18 protein-coding genes and 2 pseudogenes are annotated in these 15,954 nt (G+C 38.5%); 10 read left to right on the forward strand and 10 right to left on the reverse strand.

What is annotated here, in order from left to right:
- Positions 1–88 precede the first annotated feature (88 nt).
- Together ydfI and ydfH are read right to left on the reverse strand one after the other, a co-directional pair.
- The gene (ydfI, locus tag AC4CV5_RS17435) at positions 89–730 is read right to left on the reverse strand and encodes a two-component system response regulator YdfI (protein WP_490923442.1); all 642 of its coding nucleotides are present in this window, start codon (positions 728–730) and stop codon (positions 89–91) included.
- Entirely contained in the window at positions 723–1,946 is a 1,224-nt protein-coding gene (ydfH, locus tag AC4CV5_RS17440) for a two-component system sensor histidine kinase YdfH (RefSeq protein ID WP_326222571.1), read from the reverse strand. Before ydfH ends, ydfI begins: the two co-directional genes overlap by 8 nt.
- 272 nt (positions 1,947–2,218) lie before the next feature.
- Between ydfH and AC4CV5_RS17445 the strand changes: the two genes are divergently transcribed.
- The 3 genes from AC4CV5_RS17445 (at position 2,219) to AC4CV5_RS17455 (ending at position 3,074) form a co-directional block, all read left to right on the forward strand.
- Positions 2,219–2,368, forward strand: a complete 150-nt coding sequence (locus tag AC4CV5_RS17445) for a hypothetical protein (RefSeq protein ID WP_166854723.1) — start codon at positions 2,219–2,221, stop codon at positions 2,366–2,368.
- Positions 2,365–2,541 carry a hypothetical protein gene (locus tag AC4CV5_RS17450; protein ID WP_166854163.1) on the forward strand — a complete coding sequence of 59 codons (177 nt, stop codon included), beginning with the start codon at positions 2,365–2,367 and terminating at the stop codon, positions 2,539–2,541. Before AC4CV5_RS17445 ends, AC4CV5_RS17450 begins: the two co-directional genes overlap by 4 nt.
- Positions 2,542–2,630: 89 nt before the next feature.
- Positions 2,631–3,074, forward strand: coding sequence for a carboxymuconolactone decarboxylase family protein (locus AC4CV5_RS17455; RefSeq protein ID WP_222143610.1), 444 nt, complete (start codon positions 2,631–2,633; stop codon positions 3,072–3,074).
- A 65-nt stretch (positions 3,075–3,139) separates the two neighbouring features.
- Here the strand turns inward: AC4CV5_RS17455 and AC4CV5_RS17460 are convergent, their stop codons facing one another.
- On the reverse strand, positions 3,140–3,820 hold the full coding sequence (locus AC4CV5_RS17460) for an ArsR/SmtB family transcription factor (RefSeq protein ID WP_490923444.1): 681 nt from the start codon (positions 3,818–3,820) through the stop codon (positions 3,140–3,142).
- Positions 3,821–3,909: 89 nt separating this feature from the next.
- Here AC4CV5_RS17460 and AC4CV5_RS17465 point away from each other — a divergent pair, with 89 nt between their 5' ends.
- Together AC4CV5_RS17465 and AC4CV5_RS17470 are read left to right on the forward strand one after the other, a co-directional pair.
- Positions 3,910–4,533, forward strand: a complete 624-nt coding sequence (locus tag AC4CV5_RS17465; RefSeq protein WP_166854166.1) for a flavin reductase family protein — start codon at positions 3,910–3,912, stop codon at positions 4,531–4,533.
- 136 nt (positions 4,534–4,669) lie between these two features.
- A complete protein-coding gene (locus AC4CV5_RS17470; protein WP_490923445.1) occupies positions 4,670–6,115 on the forward strand; it encodes a pyridoxal phosphate-dependent decarboxylase family protein in 1,446 nt (481 codons plus the stop codon).
- Positions 6,116–6,162: 47 nt separating this feature from the next.
- Here the strand turns inward: AC4CV5_RS17470 and pdxR are convergent, their stop codons facing one another.
- A complete protein-coding gene (gene pdxR, locus AC4CV5_RS17475; RefSeq protein WP_490923446.1) occupies positions 6,163–7,587 on the reverse strand; it encodes a MocR-like pyridoxine biosynthesis transcription factor PdxR in 1,425 nt (474 codons plus the stop codon).
- Between the two features lie 156 nt (positions 7,588–7,743).
- On the opposite strand from pdxR, the gene AC4CV5_RS17480 reads away from it, so the two are divergent.
- Entirely contained in the window at positions 7,744–8,646 is a 903-nt protein-coding gene (locus tag AC4CV5_RS17480; RefSeq protein WP_490923447.1) for a DMT family transporter, read from the forward strand.
- A 45-nt stretch (positions 8,647–8,691) separates the two neighbouring features.
- Positions 8,692–8,844 (forward strand): annotated as a pseudogene (locus AC4CV5_RS17485) (LCP family glycopolymer transferase); the annotation flags it as partial.
- Between the two features lie 288 nt (positions 8,845–9,132).
- On the opposite strand, the gene AC4CV5_RS17490 reads toward AC4CV5_RS17485, so the two are convergent.
- From AC4CV5_RS17490 to aseR, 4 genes are all read right to left on the reverse strand, one after another.
- Positions 9,133–9,915, reverse strand: coding sequence for a GNAT family N-acetyltransferase (locus AC4CV5_RS17490; RefSeq protein WP_490923448.1), 783 nt, complete (start codon positions 9,913–9,915; stop codon positions 9,133–9,135).
- A gap of 240 nt (positions 9,916–10,155) precedes the next feature.
- Positions 10,156–10,575, reverse strand: coding sequence for an arsenate reductase (thioredoxin) (arsC, locus tag AC4CV5_RS17495; protein WP_166854171.1), 420 nt, complete (start codon positions 10,573–10,575; stop codon positions 10,156–10,158).
- A gap of 22 nt (positions 10,576–10,597) precedes the next feature.
- A complete protein-coding gene (locus AC4CV5_RS17500; protein ID WP_222143606.1) occupies positions 10,598–11,896 on the reverse strand; it encodes an arsenic transporter in 1,299 nt (432 codons plus the stop codon).
- Between the two features lie 15 nt (positions 11,897–11,911).
- Positions 11,912–12,223 carry a metal-responsive transcriptional regulator AseR gene (aseR, locus tag AC4CV5_RS17505; RefSeq protein WP_376768339.1) on the reverse strand — a complete coding sequence of 104 codons (312 nt, stop codon included), beginning with the start codon at positions 12,221–12,223 and terminating at the stop codon, positions 11,912–11,914.
- A gap of 223 nt (positions 12,224–12,446) precedes the next feature.
- On the opposite strand from aseR, the pseudogene AC4CV5_RS17510 reads away from it, so the two are divergent.
- Positions 12,447–12,882: pseudogene (locus AC4CV5_RS17510) on the forward strand (winged helix-turn-helix transcriptional regulator).
- 100 nt (positions 12,883–12,982) lie between these two features.
- Here AC4CV5_RS17510 and AC4CV5_RS17515 read toward each other — a convergent pair.
- Positions 12,983–13,855, reverse strand: a complete 873-nt coding sequence (locus tag AC4CV5_RS17515) for a YitT family protein (protein ID WP_166854174.1) — start codon at positions 13,853–13,855, stop codon at positions 12,983–12,985.
- Between the two features lie 400 nt (positions 13,856–14,255).
- Here AC4CV5_RS17515 and AC4CV5_RS17520 point away from each other — a divergent pair, with 400 nt between their 5' ends.
- Positions 14,256–14,585 (forward strand): winged helix-turn-helix transcriptional regulator, encoded by a 330-nt coding sequence (locus AC4CV5_RS17520; protein ID WP_456520758.1) that lies wholly within the window; start codon positions 14,256–14,258, stop codon positions 14,583–14,585.
- Between the two features lie 82 nt (positions 14,586–14,667).
- Positions 14,668–15,240: an alpha/beta hydrolase gene (locus AC4CV5_RS17525; RefSeq protein WP_456520757.1), complete on the forward strand. Its 573-nt coding sequence runs from the start codon at positions 14,668–14,670 to the stop codon at positions 15,238–15,240.
- Positions 15,241–15,292: 52 nt separating this feature from the next.
- On the opposite strand, the gene AC4CV5_RS17530 is transcribed toward AC4CV5_RS17525, so the two are convergent.
- The gene (locus AC4CV5_RS17530; RefSeq protein WP_166854177.1) at positions 15,293–15,718 is read right to left on the reverse strand and encodes a MaoC family dehydratase; all 426 of its coding nucleotides are present in this window, start codon (positions 15,716–15,718) and stop codon (positions 15,293–15,295) included.
- Between the last annotated feature and the right edge of the window lie 236 nt (positions 15,719–15,954).

Consider the following 15,954-nt stretch of genomic DNA (forward strand, 5'->3'; position numbering starts at 1 on the left):
TTGTTTGCTTTCTCATTGTAGTTGACAATCAAATAAAAAAAACGTACATTCGGGCATGTACGTTTGGGCAAATTTCAAATATATAATGTTATTCATCTAATGTCAGAATGCCTCTTTGCATGGCAATCGTCACTGCTTCAGTTCTCGAATTCGCGCCTAATTTATTGTAAATGGACGTTAATCTAGACTTTACGGTTCTCTCAGAGACGCCCAAATCAAAGGCGATCGCTTTGCTCTTAAGACCTTTAGCAATTGCTTTTAGAACAATGACTTCCTTTTCTGTCAGCTGCGTATCACTGCTCTGCTTCTTCATCCGCTCCAATTGGATTTCTTGGAGGCGTTTTAAGATATCAGGCTGCAACAGCACGTTTCCTCTTATTGCTGCATCCATTGTATGAAAAAGGGTTTCTGAACTCGTATCCTTCAGCAGATATCCTTTCGCTCCTAATTCAATTCCTTCGATCATTAAGTGATCTTCATTATACGTAGTCAAAATAATGATGGGGATGTCGTGTTTTTCTTTTATTTGTTTAATGGCTTCTAACCCGCTCATCTCCGGCATATACAAATCCATGAGAATGATATCCGGTTTTAATTCTTCTGCAAGGCGGACTGCTGCTATGCCATTTTCCGCCTCTCCTATGATGGTGTAGTGATCATTCGTTTCAATTAAAAGCTTCAGACCTTCCCTCACGACAAGATGGTCATCAACGATTAAAACCTTATTCATCTTGCATCTCTCCCTGAATTGGTACAGTGATTTCAATTTGTGTTCCTTTAGATTTTTTACTATTAATATTGAATTGGCCTTTCATTGCTCTGACGCGTTCTTCTATGCCGAGAAGCCCATAATGTCCTCTCTTTTTCTTGCCCTTTTCAACATCAAATCCTTTGCCATTGTCCTTGACAGTTAAATGGAGCATCCCCTTCTCATCATCCCAAATGGATACCGAGATCGTTTCTGCTTCAGCATGCTTTGCTGCATTCGTTATGCATTCTCCAATGATGTAATAACAATTTTCAGCTGTACGAACGTCTAACACCTGATGTAATCGATAGTCTAAAAAACCACCCATGCCTGTCGATTCTTGAAAATGATCCATTAGTGATGTAATTCTTTCTTTCAAAAAATCGATTTCGTCTGATTTGCTGCGCAGATCGTCAATCGCTGAACGTGCATCCGCTAATGTGCCTCTCACTCTTTTCATAGATTGTTGAATGATTTCTTTTGCTCTCTCTGTATTGCCTTTGGCGAGATGAACATGAATCGCATCCAGCTGCATATTTAAACTGACCAGCCCTTGAGCAAGCGTATCGTGTAAGTCCCGGGCCATACGCTGTCTCTCGTTTTGCAGCGTCAGCTGTTCGACCTGCTGATGAGCCAGCTCCAGCCTTTCAAGAGTCAGCTGCGCTTTTATCTTTTCATCGACTTGGGCAAATAATGTAGCGGCATAAGTAATAATCACGATCATAATAGGTACGGCAATGACAAGAAAATGCAAATATTGACCTTTGTGAATCTGATATGGCACATTGATCGACAGCAGAATCAATAAATAAAGAATGAGGAAAGTCTTTCTTCTGTCTGCCATTCCTGAAATCTGTCCAATCAAAAATGCATAAAGGCCAATGATGATCAGCACTAAGAAGCCAGTCATGACATTAGCCAGTGTAAAAGTGATCAAACCTTGCAGCACAAAATAGAGAATGACCCTTTTCTTAACCCAGCGATATGAATGCCAATGCAGCAAAGCAAAAATGGCGGTCAATACTGTAAACACATGAAGCAATAAAATGGACCAGCTCCCAATAATAAATTGCAGCACGATAGAGGCTATATAGATCATGAGAATAAAAGCCAGTCCCGGAACTCTGAGCGCAAGCATATTTAATGCCCGCCTATCATGTGAGTAGTATTTTTCTTTGAATGGATTCCTTCTAAACAAACCTCATCCACTTCCTTTAACAGTTTAACTGAACCGATTCTAATGAAAGCGGCACACCATTTATTTGAACGTGCAACTCATACTTTTATCCACTCATTTTATAGGAAGAGAAGGAACACAACAATACCAGGGTGCAGTGAACCATTAGAGGTTCGCAACATGTAATCATTGCCCAAACGTACATAATCGTTCTGCCTTTATGTACGTTTTATCTTTTCAAATTTACATTTAAAATAATGAGGAACTCACTATTCATTGAAGGAATGATCATCATGAAATCGATTGATCTCACCATTTTATCATTAAAAAGAAAAGGAATCCGAACTGAGAAAGTGTTAAAAAATCAATGCCCTGATCGATTAAGCAATGTGAAAGACAAAAATACTCAATCAAAGATTACGTGTAAAGAAAAAGAGGAATGAATATGTATTGGTTTTTAGCTACTTTATTATATTTTCTCATCGGTACTTGTATATTCATTGGAGTCATTAAAGACAGTCACTCAGGCTCATGGATACTCCTTGCCTTAGCAGCTCCACTCATCATTGTTGGCTATCCCTATTTTTATTCAAAGCAGCTTCTTGCCAAAAGATAGTGAAATAGATGCCATACAAATTGCATATTGGTAAAATGATCAATATCGGAATAAAATCTAATGTTTCTTTAGAAAAGGAGTCTTGCCTTATGAGTCAAAGAGTGTCCTACTACGATGTTGCACCTGAAGGTATGAAGATGATGATGGATATGGAGAAATATACGAAACAATCTTCAATTAACCGAAATACGAGAGAACTAATCAAAATCAGAGTTTCTCAAATAAACGGCTGTGCATTCTGCATAGATATGCATACTTCTGATGCTCGCAAAATGGGCGAAACAGAACAGCGAATTTACTGTTTACATGCTTGGAATGAATGTGATTTTTATTCACCTGAAGAGAAAGTAGCGCTCGAACTATCTGAACACATCACGCTTATTCCATCTAAAAGGGTTCCTGATGAGCTATATCAGCGAGTGCGGGAACATTATGATGAAAAACAATATGTTGACCTTGTTCTCATCATCAATCAAATAAACAGTTGGAATCGCATTTCTATTGCAATGGGAAACCAAGCAACTTCAAAATAATAAGAAGGAGTAAGATTCTTAACGAATCTTACTCCTTCTTTCTCATTCCCTTAATAAAAAGTTCCCTAAATATTCATTTTAAAGTATTTCTCCAATGCAGCTCTCCCGCTTTGTGTCATCTTAATCGCTCTTGTTTTAGGCATACGAACAATCCATTTTTCCTCTAACATTCGCACCAACAGAGCGTTCCCTAACGCTCCTGCAATATGATGCTGCCGCTCACTCCAATCCAAACAGCAGCGGGCAAATGCTCTCCTCTTATTTCGCTGTTGCTCTTCGTTGATGCCTAAATTCGAAAAGAACAAAGAACCCTCTGACGTTACCTCAAAGTTTAGATCGACTTTTTTTAATATTCCCTGCTCAACTAGCGAATTTGTCATTTGCACGCCCACATAACCTGCCAGATGATCATAGCAGGTGCGGGCGAAATGCAAGTCACTTTTCTCTTTTAAACCTTTTAAAGATGTGACTTTAGCTTTAGGCGCAATACGAAGCAATTGTTCAATCACGTTTGCAGTATCTGAGTTAGACAATCTATAATACCGATGCCTTCCATGCTTCTCTACGCTGATCAGTTTTTCATCAAGCAATTTTTTCAGGTGAAAACTTGCGGTTTGAGGTGTAATGTTAGCGAGATAGGCAAGCTCTCCCGCAGGGTGTATCCTTCCATCCATTAAGGTGAGAAGAATGGAAGAGCGCGAGGGATCAGATAGCAGCGAAGAGATTTTTGCGATATTAGGATTCATGATTTTCCTCCTTACATTCATATTTCGATGATAGTTGAAATGTTAAACCTTTACAATATGAATGTAATGATGACAAGGAGGAATAAGCGTTGGACATTGAAAAACAAGACACTCTTCATTTTAAAGAAATCAAACCAACAATCATGTATTATGGGACCTCAACATTTCTTCTTACCACATTGAATGAAGATGGAACCACTAATATCAGTCCTATGTCTTCTTCTTGGGCTCTCGGAAACTATATTGTCCTTGGAGTTGGACTAGGAGGAAAAGCCATTGAAAATTTGGAAAGACACAAAGAATGTGTCATAAACTTGCCTGGCCCGGAATTATGGGAAAACGTTGAAAGAATTTCGTCTTATAGCGGAAAAAAGAATATACCGCCTTTGAAGAAACAGCTCGGGTTTACATATAAAAAAGAAAAATACGAGTCAGCAGGGTTAACACCTTTACAATCAAAGACAGTTTTACCAACACGAATTAAAGAATGCCCTATCCAAATCGAAGCTGAAGTCAAACATATTCGGATTCCTGAATATGAACCATCATTTGCGATTGTAGAGACGCAGGCATTACATTTTCACGCCGAGGAAAGTATCATATTGAACGAAAATCACATAAACCCTTCAAAATGGAGTCCGCTTATCTATAATTTTAGACATTATTTTGGTTTAGGAAGAGAAATAGGAAAGACCTTTCGTTCAGGAACATGACCCTTTTTTACCTTTTAAAAACCAAGCCATGGCTTGGTCTATTCTAGTAACCTTAGGGATAAAGAGCACACGCAATCCTCATTCAGACATCATGATATAATTGAAAAAATTGTAATGACAGGAGAGTGTGCCCTCTATGGAATTGTCTTTTTTACCTAACAACGCATTCATAGACCCTAATGGACACAATGTAAATGACATAAGGGGGTTAGTAGATCAATTAGTCGGATTAGTTATTGAAAACTCAATTCATGCTGCAAAGCGAGAGACACTGCCTTCTATGGAGTCGTTTGATTATAGTTCTATACCCGAGACTGGTATAGAGCTTGAAAGACTTTTGCTAAACCTGCAGGTTATCATCAAAAACTCAATGAATCCTCAAAACCCAAGATATATGGGGCATATGGATTCAATCCCCACTCTCATGTCATGCGTGGGGGAGTTCATTAGCAGTTCCATTAATAACAATATGCTAAGCCTTGAAATGTCCCCTGTTTTTTCAAAAATGGAAGTACAGTTACTCAAAACCATTGCCCGTATGTTCGGATATGATGATAAGTCAGGGGGAGTTATGACAAGCGGCGGAAGCCTTGCTAATCTTCATGCACTTACAGCAGCAAGAAATTTTAAATTGAATGTAAAAAAGACAGGTATATGTGGGCTTTCTGGGCAGCCTGTCATCTTTGTTTCAGATGTAAGCCATACTTCCCTGCACAAAGCAGCTATGATACTCGGTTTAGGAACCTCTAGTATTATTCCTGTAAAAAGCAACAATCTGGCACGCATGGATATCTATGATTTGGAAACAAAAATTCAACATGCAAAGAGTGAAGGCAACATTCCATTTGCTGTTGTCGCAACTGCCGGAACAACTGTGACAGGAAGTATAGATCCAATTTTGCCTATTGCAAGAATTACAAAGAAAAACGGACTGTGGTTACATGTAGATGCAGCATATGGCGGCGCTCTCATTTTTTCTGACGAATATCGTGATAAACTGGCTGGTATAGAAATGGCTGATTCCGTTACTTTTAATCCGCAAAAGTGGATGTACATCACAAAGACCTGTGCAATGACTCTTTTTAAAAACCGTGAAATCCTTGAAACAGATTTTCGCATATCTGCCCCTTATATGAATGATACTGATTTTATTAATCTGGGAGAAATAGGCGTTCAAGGCACAAGACATGCGGATATTTTAAAATTATACTTATCACTTCAACACCTTGGAACAAAAGGATACAATCAGTTGATAAACGAAAGCTTCGCATTAAAAGAAGAATTTATAAAACAAGTAAAACAGCGGCCTTTTCTTGAGCTTTATTGTCAGCCTGATACAAACATCTGCTGCTTTCGAGGTATACCGAATGATATTGATATTGATCAATGGGATAACTGGAACTTGGAACTGCAGCAGTTCTTATTGACAGAAGAATATATCTTCTTGTCACTGCCAGATTTTAAGGGACATCGCTGGCTGCGGGCAGTGTTACTCAATCCATTTATAACAGGCACACTTATACAAGAACTGTTTAGGAAAATAGATCAATTTCATGATGAATATAAAAAAATGAAGGTATAAAACTCATCAGATCAAGCGGTTATTGGGCTTGGTCTTTTTTTAAGTAGTTACTTACTTGCCAATTCTTTTATCATCAAACCTAACTCACAAATCCCCTTTTGAAGGTCTTCAAGGGATGCATAAGCATATGATAAGCGAACATAATTCCCTTTTTCCTGAGCATATATACTGCCGATATTGAGAAGAATCCCTTTTGATAAAGCTTTAGTATAAAGTAATTTCATTGATATTGAAGGCAATATTTTTATCCAGACAAAGAACCCTCCCTTTGGCATGTTCCATGTCGCAACATCCTTCAAATGGGTTTCTAATGCACTCAAGGCCAATTCTCTTCTCACTTTTAATTGCTGTCTAACCTTTTCTAAATGCTGCTGGTATTGGCCGGATGTAAACCACTCAGCCGCTACTCTCTGAGATAACGAACTGGACCCGTAATCTGTTTGCATTTTAATGTCAGATAAACGTTCAATTACTGGTTCCGGTCCGACTATCCATCCAATCCTCAAGCCCGGACTTAATGTTTTTGATAAACTGCCTATGTATAGCACATGCCCACTTTTATCTATTGTTTTAATAGGATATGGCGGAATTCCATCTATCCATAACTCACGATAAATGTCATCTTCAATAATGGGAAGCTGTGTACTCTCACTAGCTTCAAGGATTTCTTCCCGCCGGTTTTGCGACATTAAAATACCGGTCGGATTATGAAAACAAGGATTTGTATATAATATAGCTCTTCCCCGTTCCCCTCTTGTCATTTGAAGATTTTCTAGCAAAAGCCCCTCATTATCCATAGGAAGCCCAGTCAATTTCATGCCAGCTGATTGAAATACGTGTAATGAATATAGGTAGGATGGCTGATCAAGATAAACGGTTGATCCCCTTTGCAAAAGCCCCATTGATATCAGCTGCAGAGCTTGCAATGCTCCCGACACAATTAGAATGGAAGAAGGTGAGGCATTGATTCCAAAGGTTCTTAAATAGTTGCTTAATGCCTCTCTCAACGGAAAATATCCTTTCGGTTCCTCATATCCGAATGCTTCCATGTTTTGAGATACCTTGCCCATCATCTCTTTCATAGCAGTTAAAGGAAAAATCTCAGTTGAAAGCTCGCCTTTACTAAGCTGTATCAGATCCGTATTTGATTCTGATTGGTTTATCTCTTGCACGATTTTATGGCTAGGCTGCTGAATCCCGGAGGTTACATATTGACCCCAATTAGGAGCAGAATTCTTAGCTAAAAGTGTCCATGTATTGTTGATAACAACTGTGCCTTTCCCCATTCTGCCTTCTATTAACCCATCTGCCATTAATTCCTCTAAGGCCGTAATCACTGTGCTTCGATTTACCTGAAAGTCTTTTGCAAGCGTACGCTGGCTTGGAATTTGGCTTCCAATCGGCCACTCTCCATTTCCTATTTTCTCCTTAATAAAATGAACGATTTGTCTGTACTTAGGAAGCTTTTTCATCTTTTTTCTTCTAGTAAGCTCATGAAAGCAGTCTCCTTGTAATTAAATTGGTTGGGTCAAAAACTGTTTAACTGGTTGAAGCCACACCACAAAATCTTTATTAGTATAGAAACACATTATATAACTGGTTGGATTTTGTAAAGAGGAGTGAGAAATATGAAACAGAAAACAGTTCAAATGATTATATCTAACAGTTTGATGATCGGTTTGTGGGCATCAGCTTTTCCGGGAATTCGCACAGGCTTAGAAGGTTACACACCAGAACACCTTGCTTTATTTCGTTTGTTAATCGGCTCTATAGCTTTATTGCTTTTTGCTTTTTTGACTAAGATGCGCGGGCCTGACATAAAAGACATACCTGGCATTTTTCTTTTAGGAGTTTTAGGTTTTGCACTCTATCACATTTTGCTGAATATCGGTGAAAAAACAGTTAGTGCTGGCGTTGCAAGCTTACTCGTCACCACAGCACCGATCTTTTCTGCCATGTTATCCCGCCTGTTTTTTAGAGAGCATTTTGGATTTACGAAATGGATTGGCTCTATGATCAGTTTATTGGGTGTGTCATTGATTGCATTTGGGCCTGGAGACTATACCTATTCAATGAAAGGTATTTTGTTCATCCTGCTGGCCGCTTTTTCGGAGAGTATTTATTTCGTTTTTCAACCCCGCTATATAAAAAAATATGGCTTTATCCGATTCGTTACATTTTCAATTTGGGGCGGAACTATACCTATGCTTATGTTTCTGCCAGGCTTAGGCGGAGAGATGATGAACGCTTCCATGAACTCAACATTGTCTATTGTTTATTTAGGTTTGCTGCCAACAATCGTGCCTTACTTTGCCCTTGCATATGTCACTTCACTCGTCGGCTCATCAGAAGCAACCCTTTCGCTTTATGCAACACCAACTTTAGCCTTGCTTATTTCTTGGTTGTGGATAGGTGAAATACCCGCATTCATTTCTCTGCTAGGCGGAGTGGTGACAGTCGGCGGGGTGTGTTTCACCTATTTAAAACCAAATAAAATGAATTGGTATGGAAACGCGCTTAGACAAAAATAAAAAAGATACCTACATCATTTGGTATCTTCTTTATAAGCTTAAGCATCAATGGAAGGTTTTAAAGACATTGTAGATGCTATTGGCGGAATCACAGTGAATAATGAGTTCCCTTTCACCCTTGAAGGAGTGCATATACCAAAAGGGGAGCAGCACCTTGATGGAAAGGTTGCTCTTACATATGCACGGATGAAACGAGAAAGGACATATCTAAAGAACTGCGCCAGCAACTGAATTTAGAATCTTAAAATATAGGTATAGAGAAGAGTTCTTATCTCTTCTCTTATTTTTATTTGACAAATGTTTTATGCCCTAACAAACTCGCCTTCTGCTATTTACAGTTGATTTTCATCGGTAATTGTTCGCCTTGCCTTACCGCTCATACGATATCATCAAAATGACAACATGCCATCTCACCATTGTCCGGGTTTAAGGCCAGTTTATGAAAAGTGTACTTAATGAAAAAGAATATTTTAAGGATCTTTTTCATCACGATTTTCCAGAATAGAAAATAGTGTATTCGGTTTTTGCCTTAAAGCCTAGTTTAGCTGCTAAAGTAATGGACGAATTGTTGCGTGCATCACAATCCCAACTAGGAATAATCCCATTTTTCAAACAAAAGTTGATAAACTCACTTCCTGCACAATAAGCTAAACCCATGCCTCTATATTCTTCAAGTGTATAGATATCCATTTCTGCACGATTATGCCCTAAAAATATAGAGGTACATTCACTAACAACATGATTGCCATGTAATACGGCAAACCCAAAACCTTTAGAAGAAAACTGTGAAACAGAATCCCAATACTCTTCATAATAAGATCTGTTAAACTCTGTACTGTATGAAATGACGTCTTCATCTATTCTTTTCAATACAAGCCCCTTTGGAAGTTCCAAACCCGTTTTAGAAGGTTTTTGCTGAAAAGAAAATGCCACTCTATTCATTTGATTCAAATCGTTTTTCAGCATCGTTTTCATTACTCTATCCCATGTATTGTTAGAAGAAAACAGGGTAAATCGTTTTGTTGATTTCATTTGTTCTTCATAATATCCTGCAATGAAATCATTAAAAGCTCGATTCCCTTGTTCTCCTGCAATAAAATAAATTCCTGATTCAGTCCCTATAAAAAACGATCTAGGGAATGTTTGGTCATCTACATAAACAACCCCCGGAATGGTTTGTTCTAATATTGAATAAACAAATGTTGGGCAAAATGTTTCATCAAACAATGTTTTTAAGCCGTTATATTTTTCTATTGTTAACTCCTGCAAACTGACAACTCCTTAAAACAGCGTTTCCTTTACGATTCTGTTAACAAAACAATTTTCCTCTGTCGCAAGCTAATTAACTTCCCTTTTAAGCGGACAGTTCACGGATCACAGACAAGTTAAACCAAAAAACAGGTGTTTGCACTTAGCCTGCAGACACCTGTTGAACAATACATTGCTAGATCATCCACTTATATATAAAAAGGAAAAGCTGAGTATATCTCAGCTTTTCCTTTTGTTTTTTTATTCCCCAGTTTCAGCAAACTGTTTTAAGCGGTCTCCAATTTCATCACGGACTCTTTGGAAAAACGCCCATTTCTCTTCGTCCGTTCCTTGTGCTTTTGCCGGATCATCAAATCCCCAATGCTCGCGTTTTACATGCGGCGGTGTCATTGGGCATTTGTCAGCTGCATCCCCACAGAGAGTTACAACTAAATCAGCATTGTTTAAAATGTTCGGATCAATGATATCTGAAGTTTGATTGGAAATATCAATCCCTGCTTCTTTCATTGCTTTGACAGCATTAGGATTTAACCCATGAGCTTCGATTCCTGCGCTGTACACGTTCCACTTGTCTCCAAGATATTTTTTCCCCCATCCCTCAGCCATTTGACTGCGGCAAGAGTTTCCGGTGCATAAAAAGTAGATTGTTTTCTTTGACATGTTTATCTTCTCCTTTTAGACATTAATGGATGATCATCAGCCAAATATATAGGCCGACAAGTGTAATCAATAATGTTGGGATTGTCAGAATGATTCCTGTTTTAAAATACGTTCCCCAGGAAATCTTCACACCTTTTTGTGAAAGGACATGGAGCCATAATAGTGTCGCCAAGGAACCAATCGGCGTGATTTTAGGCCCTAAATCTGAACCTATGACATTTGCGTATATAAGCGCTTCTCTCATCATCCCATGTGTATCTGTGCCGGCAATTGCCAGTGCGTCAATCATGACAGTTGGCATGTTGTTCATAATGGAAGAAAGAATCGCTGCGATAAAGCCCATCCCAATCGTACCCGCAAACACTCCCTGATCAGCCACGGCTTGAATCACATCTGAAAGGACATCTGTCAATCCAGCATTACGGACACCGTACACGACAACGTACATGCCAATTGAAAAGAACACGATAGCCCATGGCGCTTCTTTCAGTACTTTTTTTGTATGAACGGCTGGGCTCTTTTGGGCGGCAATTAAGAAAAAGAGTGCAATAATACCCGCTACCACTGATACAGGGATAGATAAGAATTCACTTGCAAGATATCCAACTAACAACAGCCCCAGGATATACCATGATAGTTTGAACATGTTCTGATCTTTTATGGCTTCAACAGGTTTTTTCACCTCAGTGAGATCATAGCGTTTTGGTATGCTTTTTCTAAAGAAAAGGTAAAGTACAATGATGCTCGCCAGCAGTGAGAACAAGTTGGGAACAATCATTCTGGATGCATAATCAATAAACGTAATATGAAAATAATCCGCTGAAACAATGTTGACCAAATTGCTCACGACTAATGGAAGCGAGGTCGTATCTGCAATAAAACCGCTGGCAATGATAAAAGGAAAAACCAATTTTTCATTGAAGTTTAAAGCTCTAACCATCGCTAATACAATCGGTGTCAATATAAGGGCGGCACCGTCATTTGCAAATAATGCGGCGACGATAGCCCCTAATATAGATACATAAACGAACATCCGCACACCGTTTCCTTTTGCAGCCTTAGCCATATGAAGCGCTGCCCATTCAAAGAAACCGATGTTATCGAGGATTAGCGATATAATAATGATGGCCACAAATGCCAATGTCGCATTCCAAACAATCCCGGTCACAGTTAACACATCATGAAAACTGACAACTCCGGCTATGAGAGCTAAAACAGCTCCTCCACAGGCTGACCACCCTATAGACAAGTTTCTCGGCTGCCATATGACCAATACTAAAGTGAATAAAAAGATGACTAACGCCAAAATGACTGAAGTCAATCAAATACCTCCTTACTAGCAAGACGATTGAGTTTCCTTTTGTTTGATATTCTTTAACAAATCGTCCTCCTGATCAATTTGTTGTAAAAGAAATTGCAATATGTCAAACTCGGGACATGATTGATTGATTGAATAATAACGCCATTGCCCTCTTCTCTCCTCGTTCACAAACCCTGCGTTTTTTAATTTTCGCAAATGCTGGCTTATGGCAGGCTGACTCATCTCAAACATATCAACCAATTGACAGACACAATACTCTTTTTCAAGAAATAGTTTCATCATCATGAGCCTTGTTTGATCACTAAGTGTTTTTAAACAGCAGGTCATCGCAGCAACTCCTATTTTTGAATCAACAGTCAAATGGACCCCTCCTTCAAATTAATATATAACCAAATCATTATATATGGGCCAAAAACGTAAACCTGAGTCACTGTCCACGCAACCATAGCGCTGTGAATCATTAGATTTTGTTACACCGTGATTATATAAGTTTTTATTTATATAATCAATCATTTATATGATAAACATCAAATAAATAGAAGTGAACGGCTTGAGAAATCGAAAACTTGCTATTGATTATTCTTCGGATGAATTTGAAGGATGCCCCGTGGAGACAATATTAGATATCATCGGGGGTAAGTGGAAAGGCATTCTCCTTTATCATCTCAAGACGGTAAAAAGAGGTTTAATGAATCCCAAAGGCTATGTCCTAAAATTACCCAACATATGTTTTTTTACAATTAAGGGTATTTGAACGGGATGGCGTGATTCACCGCGAGGTTTATAAACAGGTCCCTCCAAAAGTGGAATACTCATTAACCGAGTTTGGAAGAACGTTAGAACCTATTACCTTTCACATGAAGGACTGGCGAGAAAAATACAGAGACAAAATCAATAAAATCGAAACAACACGTAAAGCTGGTTTTAAACATAAAATCAGCAAAATACAAAAATACCAAGGGCGTCAAAACCCTTGGTATTTCTAAGATTAGGCCTTCAGGTTATTCACCCGTGACCCTCAATAAAGCGTTTTTGATTATATCACTGGCGGCAAGGAGAGTTACCGTTAAAAGGTCATTCTTTTTTCTAATGATGATTGAGACTTCTAAAATTGCTGCCCTTCACTTCAGCTACGTCATATACGGTCACAAAGGCACTTTTATCAATATCATTAATAATTTCCTTTAGTTTGGTTTCTTCTAAGCGGTTGATGACACATGTGATTTCTTTAAATTTCTCGTGGGAAAAACCCCCGTAAGCTTCTTTATATGTGGCGCTTCTGCCTAGTTGATCACGTATGGTCTCTACCATCAATTCAGGTTGGGTTGTAATAATTTGAAACATTTTAGAACCGCTTAAGCCTTCCTCAACGACATGAATGACTTTCGATGCAATATAGTAAGCAATGACTGAAAGCAATGCCCCTTGCAAGCCAAATACAGTGGAAACAAAAATAAACACAAAAAGGTTTAGGAATAAAATGAGATCGCTCGTTCCGAATGGCAGTTTTCGGGATAGGAGCACAGCAAGCATATCAATTCCATCTAATGCGCCGCCATTTCGCAGCGCCAACCCCATTCCGAATCCAAGGATAATCCCGCCAACAACGGTGATTAACAAGGTATCTCCCTCTATAATAGCGGGTGTGTGGTGGAAAAAACTTGTCCCCGCGGCGAGTGATATAATTCCGATAATTGATAATAACGCAAAACTTTTCCCAATTTGCTTATATCCTAACCAGACAAATGGAATGTTAATAACAGCAATAAGAATCCCCAGCGGCAAATTGAATAGCTGTGAACCAACAATGCTGAGGCCTGTCACCCCTCCATCAGAGACACTGTTCGGAATCAAAACTGTTTCTAACCCATATGCCGCTATGATTCCTCCGATAATGACCATGATGACTTGCAGAATCTTTTTTGCTTTAAATTTCTTTTGTTTTTTGATTGTATTCATACCATTCCTCATTTCTTAAATATTTCGTTATATTTAACTATACCATAATAGATTTTTCCGGCTAAAAACATGCTTATTAAAAAGGACAATCAGGTATTTTTGTAAGCAGATCGCTTCCGATACCACTTTACCCCATATATAAACCGAGAGAATAACAAATCTAAAAGATAAGGTAACCCTTTATGACTTAGAACATTCAACATGCACCTGATACAGGTGTGATCTAGCAGTCCGTTTAAAGCACAAATACCAAGTAACTTAAATTCCTCGGTATCCTTCATAAAAACGAGAAGCCTTGAACCTCTTTGTGCACTAGATTATCAAGTACGCTCCCGGATCAGAACACCGAATATCCTGATTCATTTTGATATTATACTTTTTAAAAGGAGGTTTGATTACATTGAATAGCTTATGCCGCAGCAAACAAGCCCCATTTGAATACACCTTAACTCTTATAGGGGGCAAGTGGAAAATGAGAATTCTCTATGAGTTAGGGTGTGAAAAAACGATGAGATACGGCGAGCTGAAACGGGCTATGCCCGTAATCACCCATAAAATGTTAAGCGCACAGCTTAAGGAATTACAAACCGACGGCCTTATTCAGCGGACGGAAATTTCCCAAATCCCCCTCAAAGTAGAGTATTCGTTATCAGACAAAGGGCTGTCATTGTATCCCCTTATAGATGAAATGTGCAAGTGGGGGATAACACAAGGCGCACCTCATGAATAAACCTACTTACAAAAAAGTGCGTACTTGTCTACCAATGAGAGGAATTTTATACTAAATAAAAATATTTTGTTAGGAGGAAAAAATGACAAAACAAGTCTATATCATTCATGGCTACAAAGCCTCTTCGGCAAACCATTGGTTTCCATGGCTGAAAAAAAGCCTGCTCGCAGACGACATTCAAGCAGAAGTTTTAGACATGCCTAATCCGCTTGAGCCAAAACTTGAAGATTGGCTGGATACACTCTCTTCTAATCAACACACTTTACATAAAAATACGTATGTCGTTGCTCACAGCTTAGGGTGTCCTGCCATTTTGAGATTTTTGGAACGTACTCAATTGCGCGAACAACTTGGCGGAATCATCCTTGTTTCCGGCTTTGCCAAATCATTGCCTAATTTAAAGATGTTAGATGAATTTACAGAGGGATCGTTTGATGATCAAAAAATCATCAGGTCCGCAAAGCACCGTGCTGTCATTGCTTCTAGGGACGATCAAATTGTGCCATTTGCATGGAGCATGGATCTAGCACAACAAATTGACGCTGCGTTGTATGAAGTCCAACACGGAGGTCATTTTTTGGAAAATGAGGGGTTTACTTCTTTGCCCATCGTTTATGATGTTCTACACTCCTATTTTTCAAAAGAAACCCGCTAAAATCTTTCATCGTATTTGAATAAGCCCACTTTATAAAAGCGGGCTTTCTAAGTTATTGTTTAATCAATACCGATAACTCACCTTCAAATACTTTTTCTTCTTTATGATTATAAGTAGACAACAAAACAGTGAGTATTCCCATTTCGTTTCTCTTTGGCTGTTTATCAAGAACCTCAACAATTGTATGGAGTTCATCATTTGGATACACGGGTTTTATGAATTTAATGTTATTCATTTCTGTTCCAGCAATCACATCGTCTCCATAGAAACCTTCTTCAATCCAAAGTTTAAAAGAAATGCCTAGCGTTTGTATGCCAGAAGCGATAATTCCGTTAAATCTGCCTTTATTCGCTTTTTCCTCATCTAAATGCATATATTGAGGGTCAAATTCACTTGCAAACCGCATAATATCATCTTTTGTTACTTTTAATGATTTCGTTTTGAATACCTGTCCAATTGTAAACTCATCTAACTTCATTGTTACACCTCTATTTTTGTCAATTGTGTACTTTTTTATTTTAGCACTGATAAACAGCAAATAAAAAAATCGTTTCGGAGGCTTCTTCAGCTCCCTATCCTCCAAAGCGTTTCATGAAGAGTAAGAAAAAAGAGAAAGAAAAAGGTGGATCAATTGCATGAAACAATATTTCACCATTGAAGAAACCGCCATCCTTTGAATATCAAAAGTATTTTATAATCTAAACTAAAAGCTCC

This window comes from Bacillus sp. NS1 (assembly GCF_058248265.1).